Source organism: Campylobacter bilis (genome assembly GCF_016806695.1).
Lineage (GTDB): Bacteria > Campylobacterota > Campylobacteria > Campylobacterales > Campylobacteraceae > Campylobacter_D > Campylobacter_D bilis.
This window is the reverse complement of record NZ_WUED01000014.1, coordinates 12,664-30,722: the sequence shown is the minus strand read 5'-3', so window position 1 is coordinate 30,722 and position 18,059 is coordinate 12,664. Positions and strand designations below refer to the sequence as shown.

General features: G+C 27.2%; 14 protein-coding genes and 1 pseudogene. 12 read left to right on the top strand and 3 right to left on the bottom strand.

The window, feature by feature from the left end; translation table 11 throughout:
- Nucleotides 1-1,289, bottom strand: a 1,289-nt coding sequence (locus GRQ01_RS06890; protein WP_158335041.1) for a hypothetical protein, incomplete at its 3' end; no start/stop codon positions are given.
- Between the two features lie 254 nt (nt 1,290-1,543).
- Here GRQ01_RS06890 and GRQ01_RS06885 point away from each other — a divergent pair.
- From GRQ01_RS06885 to tilS, 3 genes and pseudogenes are all read left to right on the top strand, one after another.
- Nucleotides 1,544-1,917: pseudogene (locus GRQ01_RS06885) on the top strand (AMP-binding enzyme); the annotation flags it as partial.
- 10 nt (nt 1,918-1,927) lie between these two features.
- Nucleotides 1,928-3,247 (top strand): 30S ribosomal protein S12 methylthiotransferase RimO, encoded by a 1,320-nt coding sequence (gene rimO / locus GRQ01_RS06880; RefSeq protein ID WP_158335040.1) that lies wholly within the window; start codon nt 1,928-1,930, stop codon nt 3,245-3,247.
- Nucleotides 3,237-4,202 carry a tRNA lysidine(34) synthetase TilS gene (tilS, locus tag GRQ01_RS06875; RefSeq protein WP_158335039.1) on the top strand — a complete coding sequence of 322 codons (966 nt, stop codon included), beginning with the start codon at nt 3,237-3,239 and terminating at the stop codon, nt 4,200-4,202. The genes rimO and tilS overlap by 11 nt, the downstream gene beginning before the upstream one ends.
- On the opposite strand, the gene GRQ01_RS06870 is transcribed toward tilS, so the two are convergent.
- On the bottom strand, nt 4,185-4,895 hold the full coding sequence (locus GRQ01_RS06870) for an EI24 domain-containing protein (RefSeq protein ID WP_158335038.1): 711 nt from the start codon (nt 4,893-4,895) through the stop codon (nt 4,185-4,187). The genes tilS and GRQ01_RS06870 overlap by 18 nt on opposite strands.
- 1 nt (nt 4,896) lies before the next feature.
- Nucleotides 4,897-5,586 (bottom strand): dUTPase, encoded by a 690-nt coding sequence (gene dut, locus GRQ01_RS06865; RefSeq protein WP_158335037.1) that lies wholly within the window; start codon nt 5,584-5,586, stop codon nt 4,897-4,899.
- A gap of 509 nt (nt 5,587-6,095) precedes the next feature.
- On the opposite strand from dut, the gene GRQ01_RS06860 reads away from it, so the two are divergent.
- The 9 genes from GRQ01_RS06860 (at nt 6,096) to GRQ01_RS06820 (ending at nt 18,046) form a co-directional block, all read left to right on the top strand.
- The gene (locus tag GRQ01_RS06860) at nt 6,096-6,503 is read left to right on the top strand and encodes a hypothetical protein (protein ID WP_158335036.1); all 408 of its coding nucleotides are present in this window, start codon (nt 6,096-6,098) and stop codon (nt 6,501-6,503) included.
- 70 nt (nt 6,504-6,573) lie between these two features.
- Nucleotides 6,574-7,356 (top strand): capsule polysaccharide transporter KpsM, encoded by a 783-nt coding sequence (gene kpsM, locus GRQ01_RS06855; protein ID WP_158335035.1) that lies wholly within the window; start codon nt 6,574-6,576, stop codon nt 7,354-7,356.
- Complete coding sequence (locus GRQ01_RS06850) at nt 7,353-8,015, top strand: ABC transporter ATP-binding protein (protein WP_158335034.1); 663 nt, start codon at nt 7,353-7,355, stop codon at nt 8,013-8,015. The genes kpsM and GRQ01_RS06850 overlap by 4 nt, the downstream gene beginning before the upstream one ends.
- Nucleotides 8,015-9,133, top strand: coding sequence for a KpsE/RkpR family capsule polysaccharide export protein (locus tag GRQ01_RS06845; protein WP_158335033.1), 1,119 nt, complete (start codon nt 8,015-8,017; stop codon nt 9,131-9,133). The genes GRQ01_RS06850 and GRQ01_RS06845 overlap by 1 nt, the downstream gene beginning before the upstream one ends.
- A 2-nt stretch (nt 9,134-9,135) precedes the next feature.
- A complete protein-coding gene (locus GRQ01_RS06840; RefSeq protein ID WP_158335032.1) occupies nt 9,136-10,794 on the top strand; it encodes a polysaccharide biosynthesis/export family protein in 1,659 nt (552 codons plus the stop codon).
- Between the two features lie 9 nt (nt 10,795-10,803).
- A complete protein-coding gene (locus GRQ01_RS06835) occupies nt 10,804-11,751 on the top strand; it encodes a KpsF/GutQ family sugar-phosphate isomerase (RefSeq protein WP_158335031.1) in 948 nt (315 codons plus the stop codon).
- Nucleotides 11,752-11,760: 9 nt separating this feature from the next.
- Nucleotides 11,761-12,141, top strand: a complete 381-nt coding sequence (locus GRQ01_RS06830; protein WP_228892860.1) for an FAD synthase family protein — start codon at nt 11,761-11,763, stop codon at nt 12,139-12,141.
- A 140-nt stretch (nt 12,142-12,281) separates the two neighbouring features.
- The gene (locus GRQ01_RS06825; RefSeq protein ID WP_228892858.1) at nt 12,282-13,322 is read left to right on the top strand and encodes a tetratricopeptide repeat protein; all 1,041 of its coding nucleotides are present in this window, start codon (nt 12,282-12,284) and stop codon (nt 13,320-13,322) included.
- 20 nt (nt 13,323-13,342) lie between these two features.
- Nucleotides 13,343-18,046 (top strand): CDP-glycerol glycerophosphotransferase family protein, encoded by a 4,704-nt coding sequence (locus GRQ01_RS06820; protein ID WP_158335028.1) that lies wholly within the window; start codon nt 13,343-13,345, stop codon nt 18,044-18,046.
- Nucleotides 18,047-18,059 lie beyond the last annotated feature (13 nt).

Below are 18,059 nucleotides of genomic sequence, written 5' to 3'. Positions count from 1 at the left end.
GATTTAGCAAGCTTTTTGCTTTTTAACTTTTTAATTATTAAATCTTGTTCTAAATTAGCTAATTCTAGGTATTGTTTTTTAGCAGGAAGGGAATGGATTTGAGTTTGCAAGGGTTGTAGTTTTATAGGATCCATTCTAAAATTGTATTCTTCTATAGCACTTTTATAGTCTTCTACAGGAGGGACTAAATATGTAAAATCATATTCTTTATCAACTACGATGTTTTCATTTTGTATGAGTTGTATTTCTTCGCTAAAATCGAATTTACCATTTTGATCGGCTAAAAGAAAGGTGGAGATATCGACAAAATCTAATGTACTTTTTTTATCATCAGAAAAAGCAACCATAAATGAATTTTCTGTTGCAGCCTTATCTGAAGTAAATTGGATATGCGTATTTTCATCAATGATAAATTGTTCTTTTATATCTAAAAAAGTATTAAAACAAGCTGATGCTTTTATAATCAATTGATTATTATTTGATAATGTAATATTTCCATAGCTTTGTCTTTTTTTCATCCAGTTTTTTATTTTTAAATCTTCAGTGTATGTATGCATTCCTATTAAGAGAAAATTATTGTATTTTTTTGGGAATGTTAATTTAATGTCTTTTTCAATTCTATATACTTCACATAGTTGAAAAAACGGATGTTTTCTTGATATGCACTCAAGATTGTGGGAGCACTTTAAATCAGTAGGTGTTAAAAATAAAAACTTAGGATTATGCATTGTTACATTTTCTTTTGGATATTTAAAATTTTCAATATTGTTTGCAATGTTTTTTCCAAGATTATACATAATTGTAGGAATTTGATGAGCTGGATTAGAGTGAGAAGAAAAAAAATTTAATATTTCTTTATTTTCGTAATAATTGTGCATATCAATACTATTAAAACCATATTTATTGCATAGATATTTATGGATATTCCTAATATATAATTCAATGCTATTTTTTTTTGTGTTAACCAATAAAAGATTTAAAACTTTTTTATTCATTTGATATAGCATCTCATATAGCCAACATGTATTTCTAATATATTCTTCAAAGTTAATATCTTCAAAAATTATTTTATCTATATCTGCTAAATTACATTCTAGAATAATTAAATCTGTATTTTTTATTTTATCTTGATATTTTAATATTGTGTAAATTTTGCTAGAAGCAATGGATCCACCTATTGATAAATTATCATAAATGATGTGTTCTTGACTTAATCCAGCTCTTAATCCTCCAGGTAAGATTGAATTGCTTGCACCCATGATTAATACTTTTGCTTTATTTGTACTCATAATTTAAATTTTCCTTAGGATAAATAATTTTTAATATAATTTACTTATAATATTATAATTATTTTATAAAAATAAAACAATGAATTTTGTGAAAAAAAGGATAAATTTTGGAAAATAAAGTAAAAGATTTGATTATAAAAACCCTTCAATCTTCAGCAGATGAGTATGAAATAAAAGAATTAAAAACCGCAGATGAAAATACTAAATTGTATAATGGTTTTGGCGGTTATTTGGATTCTTTAGCTTTGGTGAGTTTGGTTGAAGTGATTTATAGAAACAATGAAGAATATATAAAAATTATTGGAAGGAATAAAGAAGTTATAAATGTTGGCGGAGAAAAGGTTGTACCTCAGGAGGTAGAAAATATATTAATGCAAATACCTTATTATACAAGATTGTCTTGTGTTTGGGCAGAATAATCCTTTAACAGGCCAAAGCGTTTGTGTAAAGATTGTAATGCAAAAAGATAAAACTATGAATGCTTTAGAATTAAAAAAAAGAAATAAGAAAATTTTGCAAAGATAAATTAGATAATTATAAAATTCCAACGAAAGTCGAAATTATGGAAAAATTGGAAATGAGTGAGAGATTTAAAAAAAATAAGGATATGATTTTTAAAAATTTTTAAAGTAGGAAATATGTCAAAACTTTTTTTAATGTCTTTAGGTTGTAATAAAAATTTAGTAGATAGTGAGATCATGTTAGGTCGTCTTAGTACTTATGAACTTTGTGATGATCCAAGTAAGGCTGATGTTTTAATTGTCAATACTTGTGGTTTTATCAATAGTGCAAAACAAGAAAGCATCCATACGATTTTGGATTTGCATCATCAAAGAAAAAAAGAATCGCTTTTAATTGTGACAGGTTGTTTAATGCAGCGTTATCGCGAAGAATTGATCAAAGAACTTCCGGAAGTGGATCTTTTTACAGGCGTGGGTGATTATGAAAGAATTGATGAAATGATACTCAAAAAAACAAATTTATTTTCCAATTCAACTTATTTGCAAGGCAAAAATTCTAAACGTATCATTACAGGATCAAATTCACATGCTTTTATTAAAATTGCTGAAGGATGCAATCAAAAATGCTCTTTTTGCGCTATTCCAAGCTTTAAAGGTAAATTAAAATCGCGTGATATTTCAAGTGTTATTGAAGAACTTGAGGAATTGATAGCAAAAGGCTATAAGGATTTTTCTTTTATCGCTCAAGATACGAGTTCGTATTTGTTTGATCAAGGGCAAAAAGACGGTCTTATCCGTTTAATTGATGCTGTAGAAAAAGTTAAAGGCATTAAAGCAGCCAGAATTTTATATTTATATCCAACAAGCGTGAGTGAGGCTTTGATCAAACGTATTATAGATTCTGCGATTTTTGTTAATTATTTTGATATGCCTTTACAACACATTAGCAATGATATGCTTAAAGTCATGAAACGCGGAATGAATCAAGAAAAACTTAAAAAACTATTAACTTTGATGAAAAGCGCTCCAGATAGTTTTTTACGTACAGGCTTTATTATAGGGCATCCTGGTGAAAGTGATGCAGACTTTGAAGAACTTTGTGAGTTTATAAAAGATTTTGGTTTTGATAGAGTGAGTGTTTTTGCGTATTCTAAAGAAGAAAATACTAGTGCTTTTGACATGGAACAAGTACCTTTTAAAGTGATTAATAAAAGGCTAAAATTAATAGAACAAATTGTAGGTGAAACTATTAAAAAAAGTTTTGAAAAAGAAGTAGGACGAAAACGCTTGGTTGTTTGTACTGGAGAAAGTAGTGAAGGGGAATTTTTTATCGCAGGCAAAGATTTAAGATGGGATAGGGGTATTGATGGCGAAATTCTTATTAATGAGAGTGAGTGCGGGAAATTAGAAATGGGACAAATTTATGAATGTGAAATCATACAAAATGTTGATAACAAGCTTGTTGCTAAGGCTTTAAGAAAAATAGATGCAGCCTAGGGATGAAATTTTAGCTTTGTTGAGAAAAGGAAAAAATCTTCTTGCCTTTTCTTATGGAAGTGATTCTAGTGCACTTTTTTATTTTTTAGTAGAAGAAAAAATTGACTTTGATCTTATAATGGTAAATTATAAGACTAGAAAAAATAGTGATTTAGAAGCATTAAAAGCTAAAGAACTTGCTTTAAAATTTCATAAAAAATTATTTATGAAAATTGCCCCTGTTTTTAAAGGGAATTTCGAAAAAAATGCTAGAGATTTTCGCTATGATTTTTTTAATGAAATTTGTCTTGAACAAGGCTATAATCATCTTATTTTGGCTCATCATTTAAACGATCAATTTGAATGGTTTTTGATGCAGCTTTCTCGTGGTGCTGGATTGCTTGAAATTTTGGGTATGCAAGAGTATGATAAATGGCAAAATTATGCCATTGTGCGACCTTTACTCTGGGTGAGTAAGGATGAAATCTTATCTTATTTAAAGCAAAAGCATATTTTTTATTTTCATGATGAGAGTAATGAGGATGAAAGGTATTTTAGAAATTATATTAGAAAAAATTTTTCTAATAGCTTTGTGAGTGAATTTTATCAAGGCTTAAAAAGAAGTCTCATCTATCTTGATGGAGAACGAAAAAAACTTTATGATTTAGAAAGTATTAAAGAAGTTCAAGGATTGATTATTTGCCCTAAAAATGAGAGTTTGATCGCTAAAGCTGTGAAAATGAAAGGTTTACTTTTGAGTGCAGCACAAAGAAAAGAATTATTGAAAACTGATTGTGTTTTAGGCGGAAAAATAGGTATAGTTTATAAAAACGAAAAAGCTATTGTCTTTAAATATGAAATTTGTAAAAAGTTGCCTAAAAAGTTTAAAGAATCTTGCAGGGTTGCTAAAATACCCAAGCTTTTAAGATCTTATTTATATAATCATAAAATCGATATTTCAACTCTTAATTTTTAGCTTTAAGATTTTTTGGTAAGTTAAATGCGTCAAGAAAATTACAAAAAATACTTGTAAAAAAAGTCCTAAAATTGGTATGGATGAAAGCAGGTAAAAACAAAGCGTGCTAAATTTAAATTCAAAAGGTGAAAAATCAGCATGGAAATTGTTAAATTTTTCCTTATCTAAAATCGAACTTGTGATGTCTAGCATTAAAAGTTTGTGAAAAAGATAGTAAAAAGCAAAATAATATACAAAAAGATTGATAAAAGGTAAAAATAAAGCCAAAGTACAAAGTAAAAATATTCCTATGAATTTCAAAAATATTTTAAGAATTTCAAAAAATACTCGTGTGTTTGAAATGCTTTGAGTTTGGAAATGGTAGTATTGTTGGTTGATTTCTTTAGTGATGAAAGGTGTTAAAAAAGAAGTAATAAAAAGGGCTAAAAAAACTGAAGTAAAAATAATAATAAAACCTGAAAATAAAAAGCTTATAATAGTGATTATAATTTGTACAAAATGAAGAGCGTAAAACCATGCCCAAAAAGAATCCTCGCTTACACTAAATAAAGAATTAAAATAATCAAACAAAAGTGAAAATCCAAGCATTCCTAAAAGCGTCATGCATAAAAGGCTAAAGATTAAAGGAATAAAAGCAAATTTTAGGAATTTTAAACTCAAAAAATCTTTAATTGCAAGTTTAAGAATACTCAAATCATGCCTTTTCGTAGCGTTTTTCTAATTTATTATAAATTGCGTCAAAATCAAGTTCTTGTTCTAAGATTTCACTTAAGATTTCATTATCTTCTTGTCCATTCCATATTTTTTTGTATTTACCATCTTTGTAGCCATGGTTTTGTCTAAAAATGTTTAAAACATTTTTTCCTATATAAATTTTGTAAAGAATTTCAAGATTAAGCCCACATTTAATAGCTAAAGTGAAATAAATCCAAAGTAATTCTCCAAGGTTAAATCTAAAACCACTGCATTTATGAATGATTAATTCTATATCATTTAAAATACCATAAATATCGCTTTCATTAGGGTGTCTTTCTTCTTTGCAAAAATTTTGAAATACATTTACAGAACTCACTTCTGTAGCAATAGCTTTAAAATCTTTATTGTTTTTGTCGCGGTATTTTTCTAGTAAAAGACTTAAGATAAAATGCCAAATATCCACAATTTCTATGCGTACATTTTCCCAATTTGTAGGATTTGAAATATTTTTCCAATGCTTCCAAGCAAAAGAATCAATAAGCTCAGCACATTCCATGTAAATACAGCGCTTCCAATTTATAAGCTTTCCTTCTTGGGTGTAGCCATCTTCCCAGTTTAATCCATTAGTTTGATCGTTTAATTTTTGCTGAAGTTTGAGCATATTTTCTAAAATTTCGATATTTATCATTCAAAAACCCTTATTTTTTTGATATTATATGATTTAAGCGTAAAGATTTAAACCATCTTTTGTCTTATTTTAATTTTTAAATCATTTTTTACTTGCTTTAAAACTTTATTTTAATGCTTTTTACTAAGGTGCAAATATTGATATTTTTATTATTTGATTTTATTTTGCTAAATGATTTTATTTAGGGCAAATTATCTTTGAAAGTCTTCTTTTTCATTATTTATACTTTATTGATCTATAATTGCTTTACCGCAAATTTGCCAAAAAGCCTTAATTTTAGGCATGATTTAATTTTATGAAGCTTAATTAAATTGCATTTAAAACTTTTAAAAAATTAAAACCTAAAAATAAGACTTTTATCTCCTTGCTAAATTAAATGCAACGCATGCTTAGATTGCAAGTTGATAAAAAACTTGATTTTTATAGGCATTAAGTTGCATTTATTTACTTTTATATTTATAAAATAAAAATCGGTTATTTTTAAAAATATTTTAGTATAATTTCATTAAATGGATGAAAGAATTTTAGAATTTATAAAAAATGAGCAGCTTTTATCTTGGGCTATGGTTGATGAAATAGGTGTTTATATAGCTAATGCTTTTTATGCTTTTGATGAGAAAAATTTAGCTTTTATTATTGCTTCTCATGAAGACACAAAGCATATAAAATTAGCTAAAGAAAATTCTAGTGTCGCATTTAATATAGCTAAAGAAAGCAAAATAAAATTTCTAAAAGGTATTCAAGCTAAAGCCGAATTTAAATTCGCCAATCAAGATCAAATTAAAATCTATTTTTCTAAATTCCCTTTTGCAAAATGGAATAAAAATGCAAGAATTTATGCTTTAGAGCTTTTTTGGCTGAAATTTACTAACAATGCTTTAGGACTTAGTAAGAAACTTGAGTTTTATAAAAAATAAAATTTTATAATTTTTGTTTAAAAAAATGAGTTATGATTATAATTTATGCAAAATTGGGTATATAAAATAAATGTTAAATGTAATTTACGCTTTATTTTTTAGAGAATTAAAAACTAGATTTGGTAAAAATAAGTATTTAGGATATATATGGGTAGTTGGTGAACCTATGAGTATCGTGCTTTTAGTTACTCTTGTAGGAGCTATTATAAGAGAATATCATCATCAAGTCATGCCAGAAGGCATTTCTATTTTTATGTTTTTAATCAGCGGTATTATGCCTTTTTTTATGTTTAGAAGTATAGTGACTCAATTGATGAATGGAACCCAGGCGAATTTGGCTCTTTTTGTTTATAAACCTGTAAAACCTATCCATGTTTTTATTGCTAGGACTTTATTGGAATTTTGCATTTATTTTGTGATCTTTATTACTGTGCTTTTTTTTGCAGGGTGGTTTTTTAGGCTTGATGTATTTCCTATTCATTTGATTGGAGTTTTATTTTGTATTTTCTTACTCATATGTTCAGCTTTTGCTTTAGGAATTTGTTTTGCTATTGTTTGGCATTTTTTTGAACCTTTAAGAACTTTGCTTGCTTATTTTAGTATAGTGTTTTATTGGACTTCAGGAGTTATTTTTCCTACTTGGCTGACTCCACGACCTTTGCTTGATATATTTTATTATAATCCTTTGCTTCATATTATGGAACTTTTAAGATTTAATTTTTTTGAGAATTATCCTTTGCAAGATCAGTATAGTTATTTTTATGCTATATTTTGGATTTTATTGGTTTTGTTTATAGGATTTTTTCTTTACTATTATAATAGACAAGCTTTAACGGCGGCGAAAAAAGAATGATAAAGCTTATTAATTTAACAAAGTCTTATCCTTTGTTTAATGGTGGAAGGCATTATGTTTTTAAAAATTTTACCTTCGAGTTTCCTGAAAATTGTAGTATAGGTTTGATGGGATATAATGGAGCAGGAAAATCTACACTCATGAAACTTTTAAGCGGTGCAGAACTTCCTGATAGCGGCAAGATAATAACTAATAAAAAATTATCTTGGCCTTTAGGTTTAAATGGAGCTTTTCAAGGAACTTTAACCGCTAGAGATAATGCTAAATTTGTAGCTAGGGTGTATGGCTATAAAGGAAAAGAATTGCAAGAGAAAGTGCAGTTTGTGGAAGATTTTGCCGAGCTTGGGAAATTTTTTGATGAACCTATGAAGACTTATTCTTCGGGTATGAGTGCTAGGATAGCCTTTGGGCTTAGTATGGCTTTTGATTTTGATTATTATTTAATTGATGAAGCTGGTGCTGTGGGCGATCCTGCTTTTAGAGAAAAAAGTGTGAAATTATATAGAGAAAGATTAAGCAAGTCAAAAGTTATTATGGTTTCTCATAACGTAGCTGAAATTAAAGAATGGTGTGATAAAATAATTTATATGAAAAATGGACAAATTACAGTTTATGATGATGTAGATGAAGGAATAGCTGTATATCAAGGGAAAGCTTAATGCAAGAAAATAAAACTTTATTAGAAAAAATTAAAGATTTAAGTATATTTGATTCTTTTAAAATTGTTTGGTTTATTATGATTTTCGTTGTGATTTATTATGTATTGATTGCAGCACCACGTTATGTAAGTACCATGATTTTAGATGTAAGATCAACAAGTGGAGAAAGCGCTCAAACGAATGGGATTTTATCTTTACTTGGAGGTGTTTCTACAGCAAGTGAGGATTTAAATTATTTAAAAGCCTATATAGAATCAAGCAATATGTTGAAAATTCTAGATCAAAAGATTAAACTTAGAGAACTTTATCAAGAACAACACATAGACTTGCCTTATAGAATTTGGGATTTAAGTTCTATGGAATCTTATCTTAAATATTATCAAGCAAGGGTTAAGGTTCGCAGGGATGAGGTTAGTAAGCTTTTAAAAGTCGAAGTGGAAGGCTTTACTCCAGAATCCTCTTATTTAATTGCTCAAACTATTATGGAAGAAAGTGAGAAATTTATTAATGAAATTTCACATAAGGCAGCAAGAGAACAAATGGCTTTTGCTGAAAATGAGCTTCAAAAATACAAAGAACGTTACGAAAAAGCACAAAATAATCTGATTGCTTTTCAGAATAAATATGGAGTTTTTAATCCACTTAAACAAGCTGAAACTAAGGCCAATTTAATAGGACAAATTGAAGCTAATTTAGCGCAAAAAGAGGCAAAACTTTTAACCTTACAAAGCTATATGAACGATGTAGCACCTGAAGTAGTAGCGCTTAAAGCTGAAATTGCAGCTATTAAAAAACAGCTTCTTAGAGAAAAATCTAAAATTTCAGCTAATAATTCTTCTCAAAAACTTAATGATTTAGCTGCTAAATTTCAAGATTTAAGCATAGAAGCAGCTTTTACACAAAAAGCTTATGAAACAGCTTTAAAAGCTTATGAAAGTGCTAGAATAGGTGCATTAAGAAAAATAAAACAACTTGTCATCATTCAAAGCCCAGATACTCCACAAAGTGCAAAATATCCTGAAAGAATTTATAATATTTTAACAGCATTTATTGTATTATCTTTAATTTTTGGGATTATTAAATTTATTAAAATGATTATAGAGGAGCATAAGTATTAAAAATGAAAAAAATATTGATTTTATTTTTCACTTGTATATTATGTTTTGGGGCTGTGGATGTTTCGCAAATTATTGCCGCAGAAGAACATATTAGTAATGTTAATACTACTAATCAAGACATAAGCTCAAATTATAATGCAATAAATCAAGATAATAATCTCACAAAGATTTTTCCAATTCCTGTTTTTGGTTCGCATCTTTTTAATGGAAATTTTAAAAATTATAATCAAAGAGTTTATAATCCTGATTATAAAATTGCAGTAGGCGATCAAATCAATCTTAAAATTTGGGGAGCTGTAGAATTTGCCCAGGTATTGGTAGTAGATTCTCAAGGCAATGTTTTTATCCCTAAGGTGGGAACTGTAAGTTTATTAGGTGTGAAAAATAGCGCTCTTGTAAATGTCATTAAAGCCCGTGTTAATAAAATTTATAAAAGCAATGTTTTTGTTTATGCAGATATGAATGATTATCAAAATGTTAGTGTTTTTGTCACAGGTAGTGTTAATGCTCCAGGGCTTTATCAAGGTCTTAGTTCAGATTCTGTTATACAGTATCTTGATAAAGCAGCTGGGATTAATTTAGAATATGGAAGTTTTAGAGATATTAGAATTTTGCGTAATAATAATTTGATTAAGACTATAGATTTATATGATTTTTTACTTAAAGGACAAATGGATCTTTTTCCTTTTAGAAGCGGGGATGTGATTTTAGTCGGAAATGTTCAAAATTATGCTTTTGTTGATGGAGATGTACAAAGGCCTTTTCGTTTTGAATTAGCAAGTGATATTAAAACTTTAGCTGATTTAGCTAGGGTTTCAGGTGCTAAGCCTATTGTAACTAATGCTATTGTAAAAAGCTATAGAGAAGATCATAAGCTTGATGTAAGCACTTATAATAAAATGCAATTTCCAAAAGTTTTACTTAAAACAGGAGATGAAGTAGAATTTCATCCTGAATATATTGCAGATAATATAACTATAACAGTAAATGGCGAACATAATGGTTTGAAAACTTTAGTACTTAATAAAGGAACAACTTTAGAAGATATTTCTAAATTGATTAAGACTAATTCTCAATCTAACATGGAAGCTTTGCAAGTTTTTAGAAAAAGTGTGGCTAGAACTCAAAAAGAACTTATTAATGCTCAGCTTAAAGAGCTTGAAACTCTAGCTTTAACTAGTAGTTCTGTCACAGCTCAAGGTGCAGCAATAAGAGCACAGCAAGCAAGAACTATACTAGAATTTATCCAAAGAGCTAAGCAAGTACAACCTAAAGGTCAAATTGTAATAGACAATCCAAAATCATATAAATCAGTTATCTTAGAAGATGGGGATACTGTAAATATACCAAGTAAAAATAATCTTGTTATAGTTCAAGGTGAGGTATCTTTGCCTGGTGCTTTTGTGTATGAAAAAGCAAAGAATTTAAAATATTATATCAATCTTGCAGGAGGTTATGGAGAAAGAGCTGATACTTCAAAAGTTCTTGTTATACGTAGTAATGGCAAGGCTGAGAAGTATCGAAGTACTATAGATATGAAACCTGGCGATTCTGTTTTAGTATTGCCAAAAGTTGAAAGTGAGAATTTACAAATTTTTTCAATGTTAACTCAAATTCTTTATCAAATTGCTATTGCAACCAATGTTGTACTTAATTTTTAAGGTTTGATTATGAATACTCTTGAAATAGCAAAAGAAGTCTTTGAAAAAGAAGCTAGAGCCGTTTTGGACTTAGTTAAAAATTTAGATGAAAATTTCACTCAAGCTGTTGACTTGATGCTAAATACCAAAGGACGCTGCATAGTAAGTGGCATGGGCAAATCAGGTCATATAGGTGCTAAAATTGCTGCTACTTTAGCAAGTACGGGCACACCAAGCTTTTTTATCCATCCTGGAGAGGCTTTGCATGGAGATCTTGGTATGCTTACCCCTGATGATATTTTAATTGCTATTTCAAATTCAGGAGAAACTGAAGAAATTTTAAAAATCATCCCTATCGTTAAAAAACGTAAAATTCCTCTTATAGTAATGTGTGGAAAATGCAATTCTACTCTTGTAAAACAAGGCGATGTGTTTTTAAATATAGCTATAGAAGAAGAGGCTTGTCCTTTGCAGCTTGCGCCTATGTCTTCAACAACTGCTACTTTAGTTATGGGCGATGCTTTAGCAGCTGCTTTAATGAAGACTAGAAATTTTAAACCTGATGATTTTGCGCTTTTTCATCCAGGAGGGAGCTTAGGACGTAAGCTTTTAACAAAAGTCAAAGATCTTATGGTTTCAAGTAATCTTCCTATAGTTCATCCTGATACTGAATTTAACGATCTTGTTGATGTTATGACAAGTGGTAAATTAGGGCTTTGTATTGTGCTTGAAAAGGAAAAATTAGTTGGCATTATCACAGATGGAGATTTACGCCGTGCTTTAAAAGCCAATGACAAACCAAGATTTGATTTTAAAGCTAAAGAAATTATGAGTACAAATCCTAAAATGGTAGATGCAGATGCTATGGCAAGTGAAGCTGAAGAAATCATGCTTAAGCATAAAATTAAAGAAATCATCGTAGGAAAAGAACAAAAGGTTGTAGGCATTATTCAGCTTTATGCCATAGGGAGAGTATAGTTGAAAAATGTGATTACTTTTGGCACTTTTGATTTGTTTCATTATGGTCATTTAAGAATTTTGCAAAGAGCTGCATCTTTAGGCGATAGATTGATTGTTGGTGTGTCATCGGATTCTTTAAATTTTTCTAAAAAACAACGTTATCCTATTTATAGTGAAAAAGAAAGATTGGATATTATAGCATCATTAAAATGTGTATCTTGTGTGTTTTTAGAAGAAACATTAGAATTAAAAAGAGAGTATTTGTTAAAATATCAAGCAAACATTTTAGTCATGGGGGATGATTGGAAGGGAAAATTTGATTGTTTTAGTGATATTTGCAATGTAGTTTATTTTAAAAGAACCCCAAGTATTTCGACAACAGATATCATTGAAAGAATCAAAATATGAATTTTACAGGTATTTTTCGTAAAAGTCTACGTGAAACAAAAAAAACTTCTTTATATTTATTATTTTTTAATATATTATTAATTTATTTAATGCAGAAAAAATCTAGGCATTCTATCTTTTTAAAACTATGCAATGTTTTAGTGAAAATAAACATAAATACAGTATTTTATTACCAAGCAGAATTTTATTTTTTTCATGCTAAATACCAAAAAGCTTTAAATAATATTAATTTTTTTTTGAAAAACTATTCTTCAAATGTAGATGCTAGATTACTTAGAATACATTTATTATATTTATTAGGTGATAAAACGCGAGCTTGGCAAGAATTAGAAGAAATTCAACAAAACTCTAAACGTTTAAAAATTTGGATGTTAATGAGTAAGTTAGTTGAATCTTTAGCAGAATTTAAAAAAATGGAACAATTATATTTAAAATATAAAGATAAGTACTTAAATATTAATACAGATATTGAAATTCAAAAATACATATCCAATGCTGCTGCTAGTATTAAAATGTATGATATAGCCGAGGAATATTTAAAGAATGCAATTAATTTATATGAGCAATCTTTGGTAAAAAAAAAATATGAAAAAAAATATTTTTCAAAATATGATGCTATGGTAGCTTTGGAAGATTTATCTAATGTTTTTGCTTTGTTAAATATAGATTTCTTTTTGGTTAGTGGTACTTTTTTAGGTTGTATCAGAGAAAAAAGTTTTATATCAACTGATTATGATATTGATATTGGGGTGTGGGAGCAAGATTATAGTAGTGAGTTAAAAAAAGCTTTAGAACAATATGGAACTTTTTATATACATGATCCTAAATGGAAAGGTGGTATTAAGCTTAAACATATCAACGGTATATTAATAGATATTTTTATCCATTATAAAGAAGGCCAAAAACATTATCATTTAGGCAGTGCTGTAAAATGGTATAATTCGACTTTTGATTTAATTAAATACCAATTTTTAAACAAAGAATATTTTGGCTTTAAAGAATATGATCGTTACTTAAGTGAAAATTATGGTGATTGGAGAGTCCCAAAAAAAAATTTCGATAATATTTTAGATACTCCAAATGCAGTAGTTTTTGATAAAAAAGAATATAGACTACATCTTTATAAATTAATTTTTAAAAAAACTCATAAAAGCAATAAAATTATTATTAAAACAATATAGATAATATTAAGGAGAGTAAGATGAATTATGTTATTTTTGGATTATATTTTTTAATTGCTTCTATATATTATAAAAGAAAAAAATATAAAATATCTAAAAAATATTTTGTAAAAGCATCTGAGATAGTGAAAAATAATGCTAAAACTTATTTTAAAATTGGAATGTCTTGTTTTCACTTAAAAGAATGGAATAATGCAAAATTGTTTTTTGAACAAGCATGTTCTTTAAAAGAAATTCCAAGTTGGAGAAGACAACTTCAACAAGTTTATAATCATTTAAAATTCGGTTTCTTTGTAGAACAAAAGCTTTGGTGGAAAGAAATCAGCAGGCTTGAACAAAAACTTAATCATGGAAATAAAAATAATTTTATTGTTTTAAGGGATTTAGCAATTGCTTACGAAGCTATGAAAAGGTATAAGGACGCAGCAAATCATTACGAAAAATCAATTTTATTACAAGAAAAACAAAAAATATTAATTGAACCTGTATGGTATTACAGACTTGGATTCTGCTATGAAAAAATTCAAGATACAATTTTATCAATCCAAGCTTACCAAAAAGCTATAGAACTTGATGAAAATCTTGAATCTGATATTTTTGGAATAGGTATTTTTCATGAGAAAATGGGTTATTGGTATGAAGCAAATATAGCTTATCTAGATAAACTTCAAAAATGTGATATAGTTTTTTTAGATAAGATATTTTATAAAATAGCTTTTAGCTTTGAAATGCTTTATGACTGGAAAAATTCTGAAAAATATTACCATAAAGCTCTTGATATTAATTACCATTGTTCTTTATATCATTATAGGTTAGGAGTAGTTTTAGAAAGACAGGATAATTTTAAGCAAGCTTGTATTTTTTATAAAGAAGCTGTTGCAAGAGATTCTTATTGTAATCCTGAATATTTTTATAGATTAGGCAATTGTTTAATGAGATTAGAAGATTATAAAGAAGCATGTAAAATTTTTACTCAAATAAATAGAATAAATAATTATATTTTTAATCATAATTTGAATTTCTCAAAAGACAATTTTTTTAAACAAAAAGCTATTTATTTGGATTTTTATGAGAATGAAAATATTTTAGAAAATGTTATTTTATATCAATCACATACTGCACAGTTTATGTCTTGTAATCCTTATGCAATTTTTTTATCTCTATTAAAAGATTCGCGATTTGATAATTTTATCCATATTTGGGTATTACAAGATTTAAATTTTATTCCTTTAGAATTTCAACAAAATAAAAAAATTATTTTTGTAAAGTGTTTTTCTAAATTATATTTTAAATACCTAGCAAGTGCAAAGTATTTAATTAACTCAGGATCTTTTTGTAGATTCTTTATAAGAAAACCAGAGCAAAAATATTTAGCAACTTGGCATGGAACTCCTTGGAAATGTTTAGGAAAGGATATAAAACGAGGTTTTATGGAATTTGAAATAACTCAAAAAGATTTTTTGCAATCAACTCATATCATATCCCCTAATAAACATACAAGTGATGTTTTAATACAAAAACATGATATTGGAAATATTTTTAAAGGTAGTGTTTATGAAAGCGGTTATCCTAGAATTGATCTTACTTTAACAATAGATAAACTAAAAAAACAGCAAATACGAGAAAGATTAAACATTAAGATTGGTGATAAAGTTATATTGTATGCACCAACATACAGAAATTCATTTGAAAATCCGGACTTAAATACTGAAAGGATTTATAAAGATCTTGAGTTGTTTGCAGAATCTGGATTTAATGTTTTATTTAGAGGACATTATAATTTAGAAACAAAACTTAAAGATAAAGGAATACTTAGTGTCCCTAGGGATATAGATACCAATGAGCTTTTATCAGTCATTGATGTGTTGATATCTGATTATTCTTCGATTATATTTGACTTTATGGTTTTAAATAGACCAATTATTTATTATATATATGATTATGAAGAATATAAAAGTCAACATGGTTTATATTTTGAAATTGAAATGTTAAATTCTATCCATTGTAAAACTGCCCAACAGGTTCTAGAAATTTTAAAAAATCCTTTAATGCTTGAAAAATGTAAAACTTCTCAAGAGATTAAAGATATATTTCTTTTAAATGAAGATGGTTTTGCAACTCAAAGAGTTATTGATTTTTTCTTTTTTGACCATTTTGATAATGCTAAATTATATAAAATGCAGCAAAATAAAATAAATTTATTAATTTATCCTGGAGGTTTAGGCAATAATGGCATCAGTGCTTCTTTTGCTAATTTTTTAAACTATTTAGATTTAAATATATATAATGTACATATTGCAGTCGATTCATGGCAAGTTAGACAAAGTCCAATCTGTATAAAATATGTTCGTCAAATACAAGATAAGGTTTATATTCTTAGTAATCCTAATATTCTTAGTCAAACACAAGAGGAAAATTGGTTATTGACTAATCCAATTTATAAAAATAAAAGGTCAAATCAAGAGCAAGAAGAAGTTTTTGCTAAATGTTTTGAACGTGATTTTCAATGTTTGTACGGCGATTCTAAATTTGATTGTTTAATTAGTTTTGACGGTTATGGGGAATTATGGGTTTATAGGTTTGCATATGCTAAAATTAATGCTAAAAAAATTATTTATCTTCATAATGATATGAAAGGAGAATTTGAAGTAAGATTTCCATATCTTGAAAAAATTTTTAATCTTTATAAATATTTTGATCATATTTTTTCTGTCTCAAAAGAATTAAGTGATCTAAACAGAAATAATTTATCAAGTGTTTATAATATAAAACATGATAAATTTGATTTTATGAATAATATTATAGACTATAAAAATATATTATTTAAAAGCGGTTTTACTTTAGAGCATAAAGAAGATGAAATAATTTTTAATGATAATTTTAAAGTTTTTATTAATATTGCTAGGTTATCGCCAGAAAAAAATCAAATGACTCTTATAAAAGCTTTTCAAAAACTCAATTCCAAATTCCACAATACTAGGTTAATTATATTAGGCGATGGACCTTTAAAAGAGGATTTGAATTTGTATATTTCAAAAAATAATATTAAAAATGTTTATCTTCTTGGGCATAGGAATAATCCTTATGCTTATTTAAAAAAATCGGATTGTTTTATATTAAGTTCGCTACACGAAGGACAACCTATGGTGTTACTTGAATCTCTGGTTTTAAACAAGCCAATAATAGCAACTAATATAACAGGCAATAAATCGGTTTTAAATTCATATAAAGCATTAATGAGTGATATTGATGATAATAGTTTAGCAAAGGCCATGGAAAAATTTTTGACAGGACCTATTCAGACTTATGATTTTAACTTTATTGATTATAATAATGCTATTTTGGATAAATTTAATCGTCTTTTTGGGATTAATTTAAAACGTTATAACAATAATAAATATATGATATCACCATGTATTATTATGGCTAAGCCCGATGGATTTGGCATGAGATTGTTTGCAATCATGTCAGGATTGTTACTATCTCAAAAAACTAAATTGCCATTTTATTTTAAATGGGGAATGGTAGAAGATGTCATAGGCAACACATATGAAATGTTTAACTCTATAAAACATATTCCTTTTGCATTAGGGAAAGTTGACGAAATATTTAATAAAAATTTTATACAAAAATATTATATTAGTTGTAAAGATATAAAGAGTAACCATGGATTTGGAATTTTTCATACAAAAAAAACTTTTAATAGTATAAAAAATGGTCCATTTGAACAAAAATGGGGTTGGTATGCTCCTGGTATAGAAGGCGGTGCATTGAGTAATTGGATAAAAGATTATAATGAAGATCAATGTTATAAGGATTTTTCAGAGATTTATAGGCAAATTGGATTTTCAGATAAATATCAAGATATAATCAAGCATGCAAAACAAATTGCTAAAAAATTAGGTAGCTTTATAGCGATACATATCAGAGGTGCAGATATAATTTATTCCTCAACTTACAAGAAAGCTTCTCTATATGGTTTTGTAGGAGATAAATATTTCCCTTATGAGATTGCCATAGAAATTATAAAGAATGAAATTAATAATAAAATTATTATTTTTAGTCAAGATGTTGATGCTGATAAACTTTTAATCAACCAATTTAATAATGATCAAAAAATTATTTTAGCAGATCAGTTTGCATCTCAATTTTCAGATCTTACTGAAAGAGCATTTTTTGAAATGAATCTTCTTTCTCATGCAGTCTTGATTTATACCCCAGGAATTTCTTTACAAAAATCAGCATTTTCCCAGTGTCCTTCTTTTTTTTCTGGAGTAAAAAAAGATATTTCATTTCATAAAATTTTTTCTGAAAAAGAACAATACCAGATTATTCAAAAAAATATTGATAAATTAGACTTAAATTCTATGTATAGATCAATGGCATTTTTTAGATTATATCAATTATCTTTAAAATTGGAAAAAGATTATAAAACATCTTTACAAATTATAGAAAAAGCCATATTTGAAGATTCGAGCAATACAGCATGGATAATTCATTGGATTCATTTAAATTTATGTTATGGATATTATGATGTTGTAGAAAAATATTTAATCCAAAATTTAAACAAAATACAATGTGATTTATTATCAACTTTATTTTTATTTAGAGGTAAAATTTATAAAACTATATGTTTTGATATAGTAAAAATGAAAAATTCATGCAAAAAGTATCCAAATCTTTTATGGTTAATTAAAGAAATTTCTATTTATTATAAATTATAAAATTAAGGATTAT

Bases quoted from the DNA above. Each gene is read 5' to 3' on its own strand.
- GRQ01_RS06835 (WP_158335031.1), top strand. From the start codon at position 10,804: ATGAATACTCTTGAAATAGCAAAAGAAGTCTTTGAAAAAGAAGCTAGA.
- GRQ01_RS06820 (WP_158335028.1), top strand. From the start codon at position 13,343: ATGAATTATGTTATTTTTGGATTATATTTTTTAATTGCTTCTATATAT.
- rimO (WP_158335040.1), top strand. From the start codon at position 1,928: ATGTCAAAACTTTTTTTAATGTCTTTAGGTTGTAATAAAAATTTAGTA.
- GRQ01_RS06850 (WP_158335034.1), top strand. From the start codon at position 7,353: ATGATAAAGCTTATTAATTTAACAAAGTCTTATCCTTTGTTTAATGGT.
- GRQ01_RS06840 (WP_158335032.1), top strand. From the start codon at position 9,136: ATGAAAAAAATATTGATTTTATTTTTCACTTGTATATTATGTTTTGGG.
- GRQ01_RS06860 (WP_158335036.1), top strand. From the start codon at position 6,096: ATGGATGAAAGAATTTTAGAATTTATAAAAAATGAGCAGCTTTTATCT.
- kpsM (WP_158335035.1), top strand. From the start codon at position 6,574: ATGTTAAATGTAATTTACGCTTTATTTTTTAGAGAATTAAAAACTAGA.
- tilS (WP_158335039.1), top strand. From the start codon at position 3,237: ATGCAGCCTAGGGATGAAATTTTAGCTTTGTTGAGAAAAGGAAAAAAT.
- GRQ01_RS06845 (WP_158335033.1), top strand. From the start codon at position 8,015: ATGCAAGAAAATAAAACTTTATTAGAAAAAATTAAAGATTTAAGTATA.
- dut (WP_158335037.1), bottom strand. From the start codon at position 5,586: ATGATAAATATCGAAATTTTAGAAAATATGCTCAAACTTCAGCAAAAA.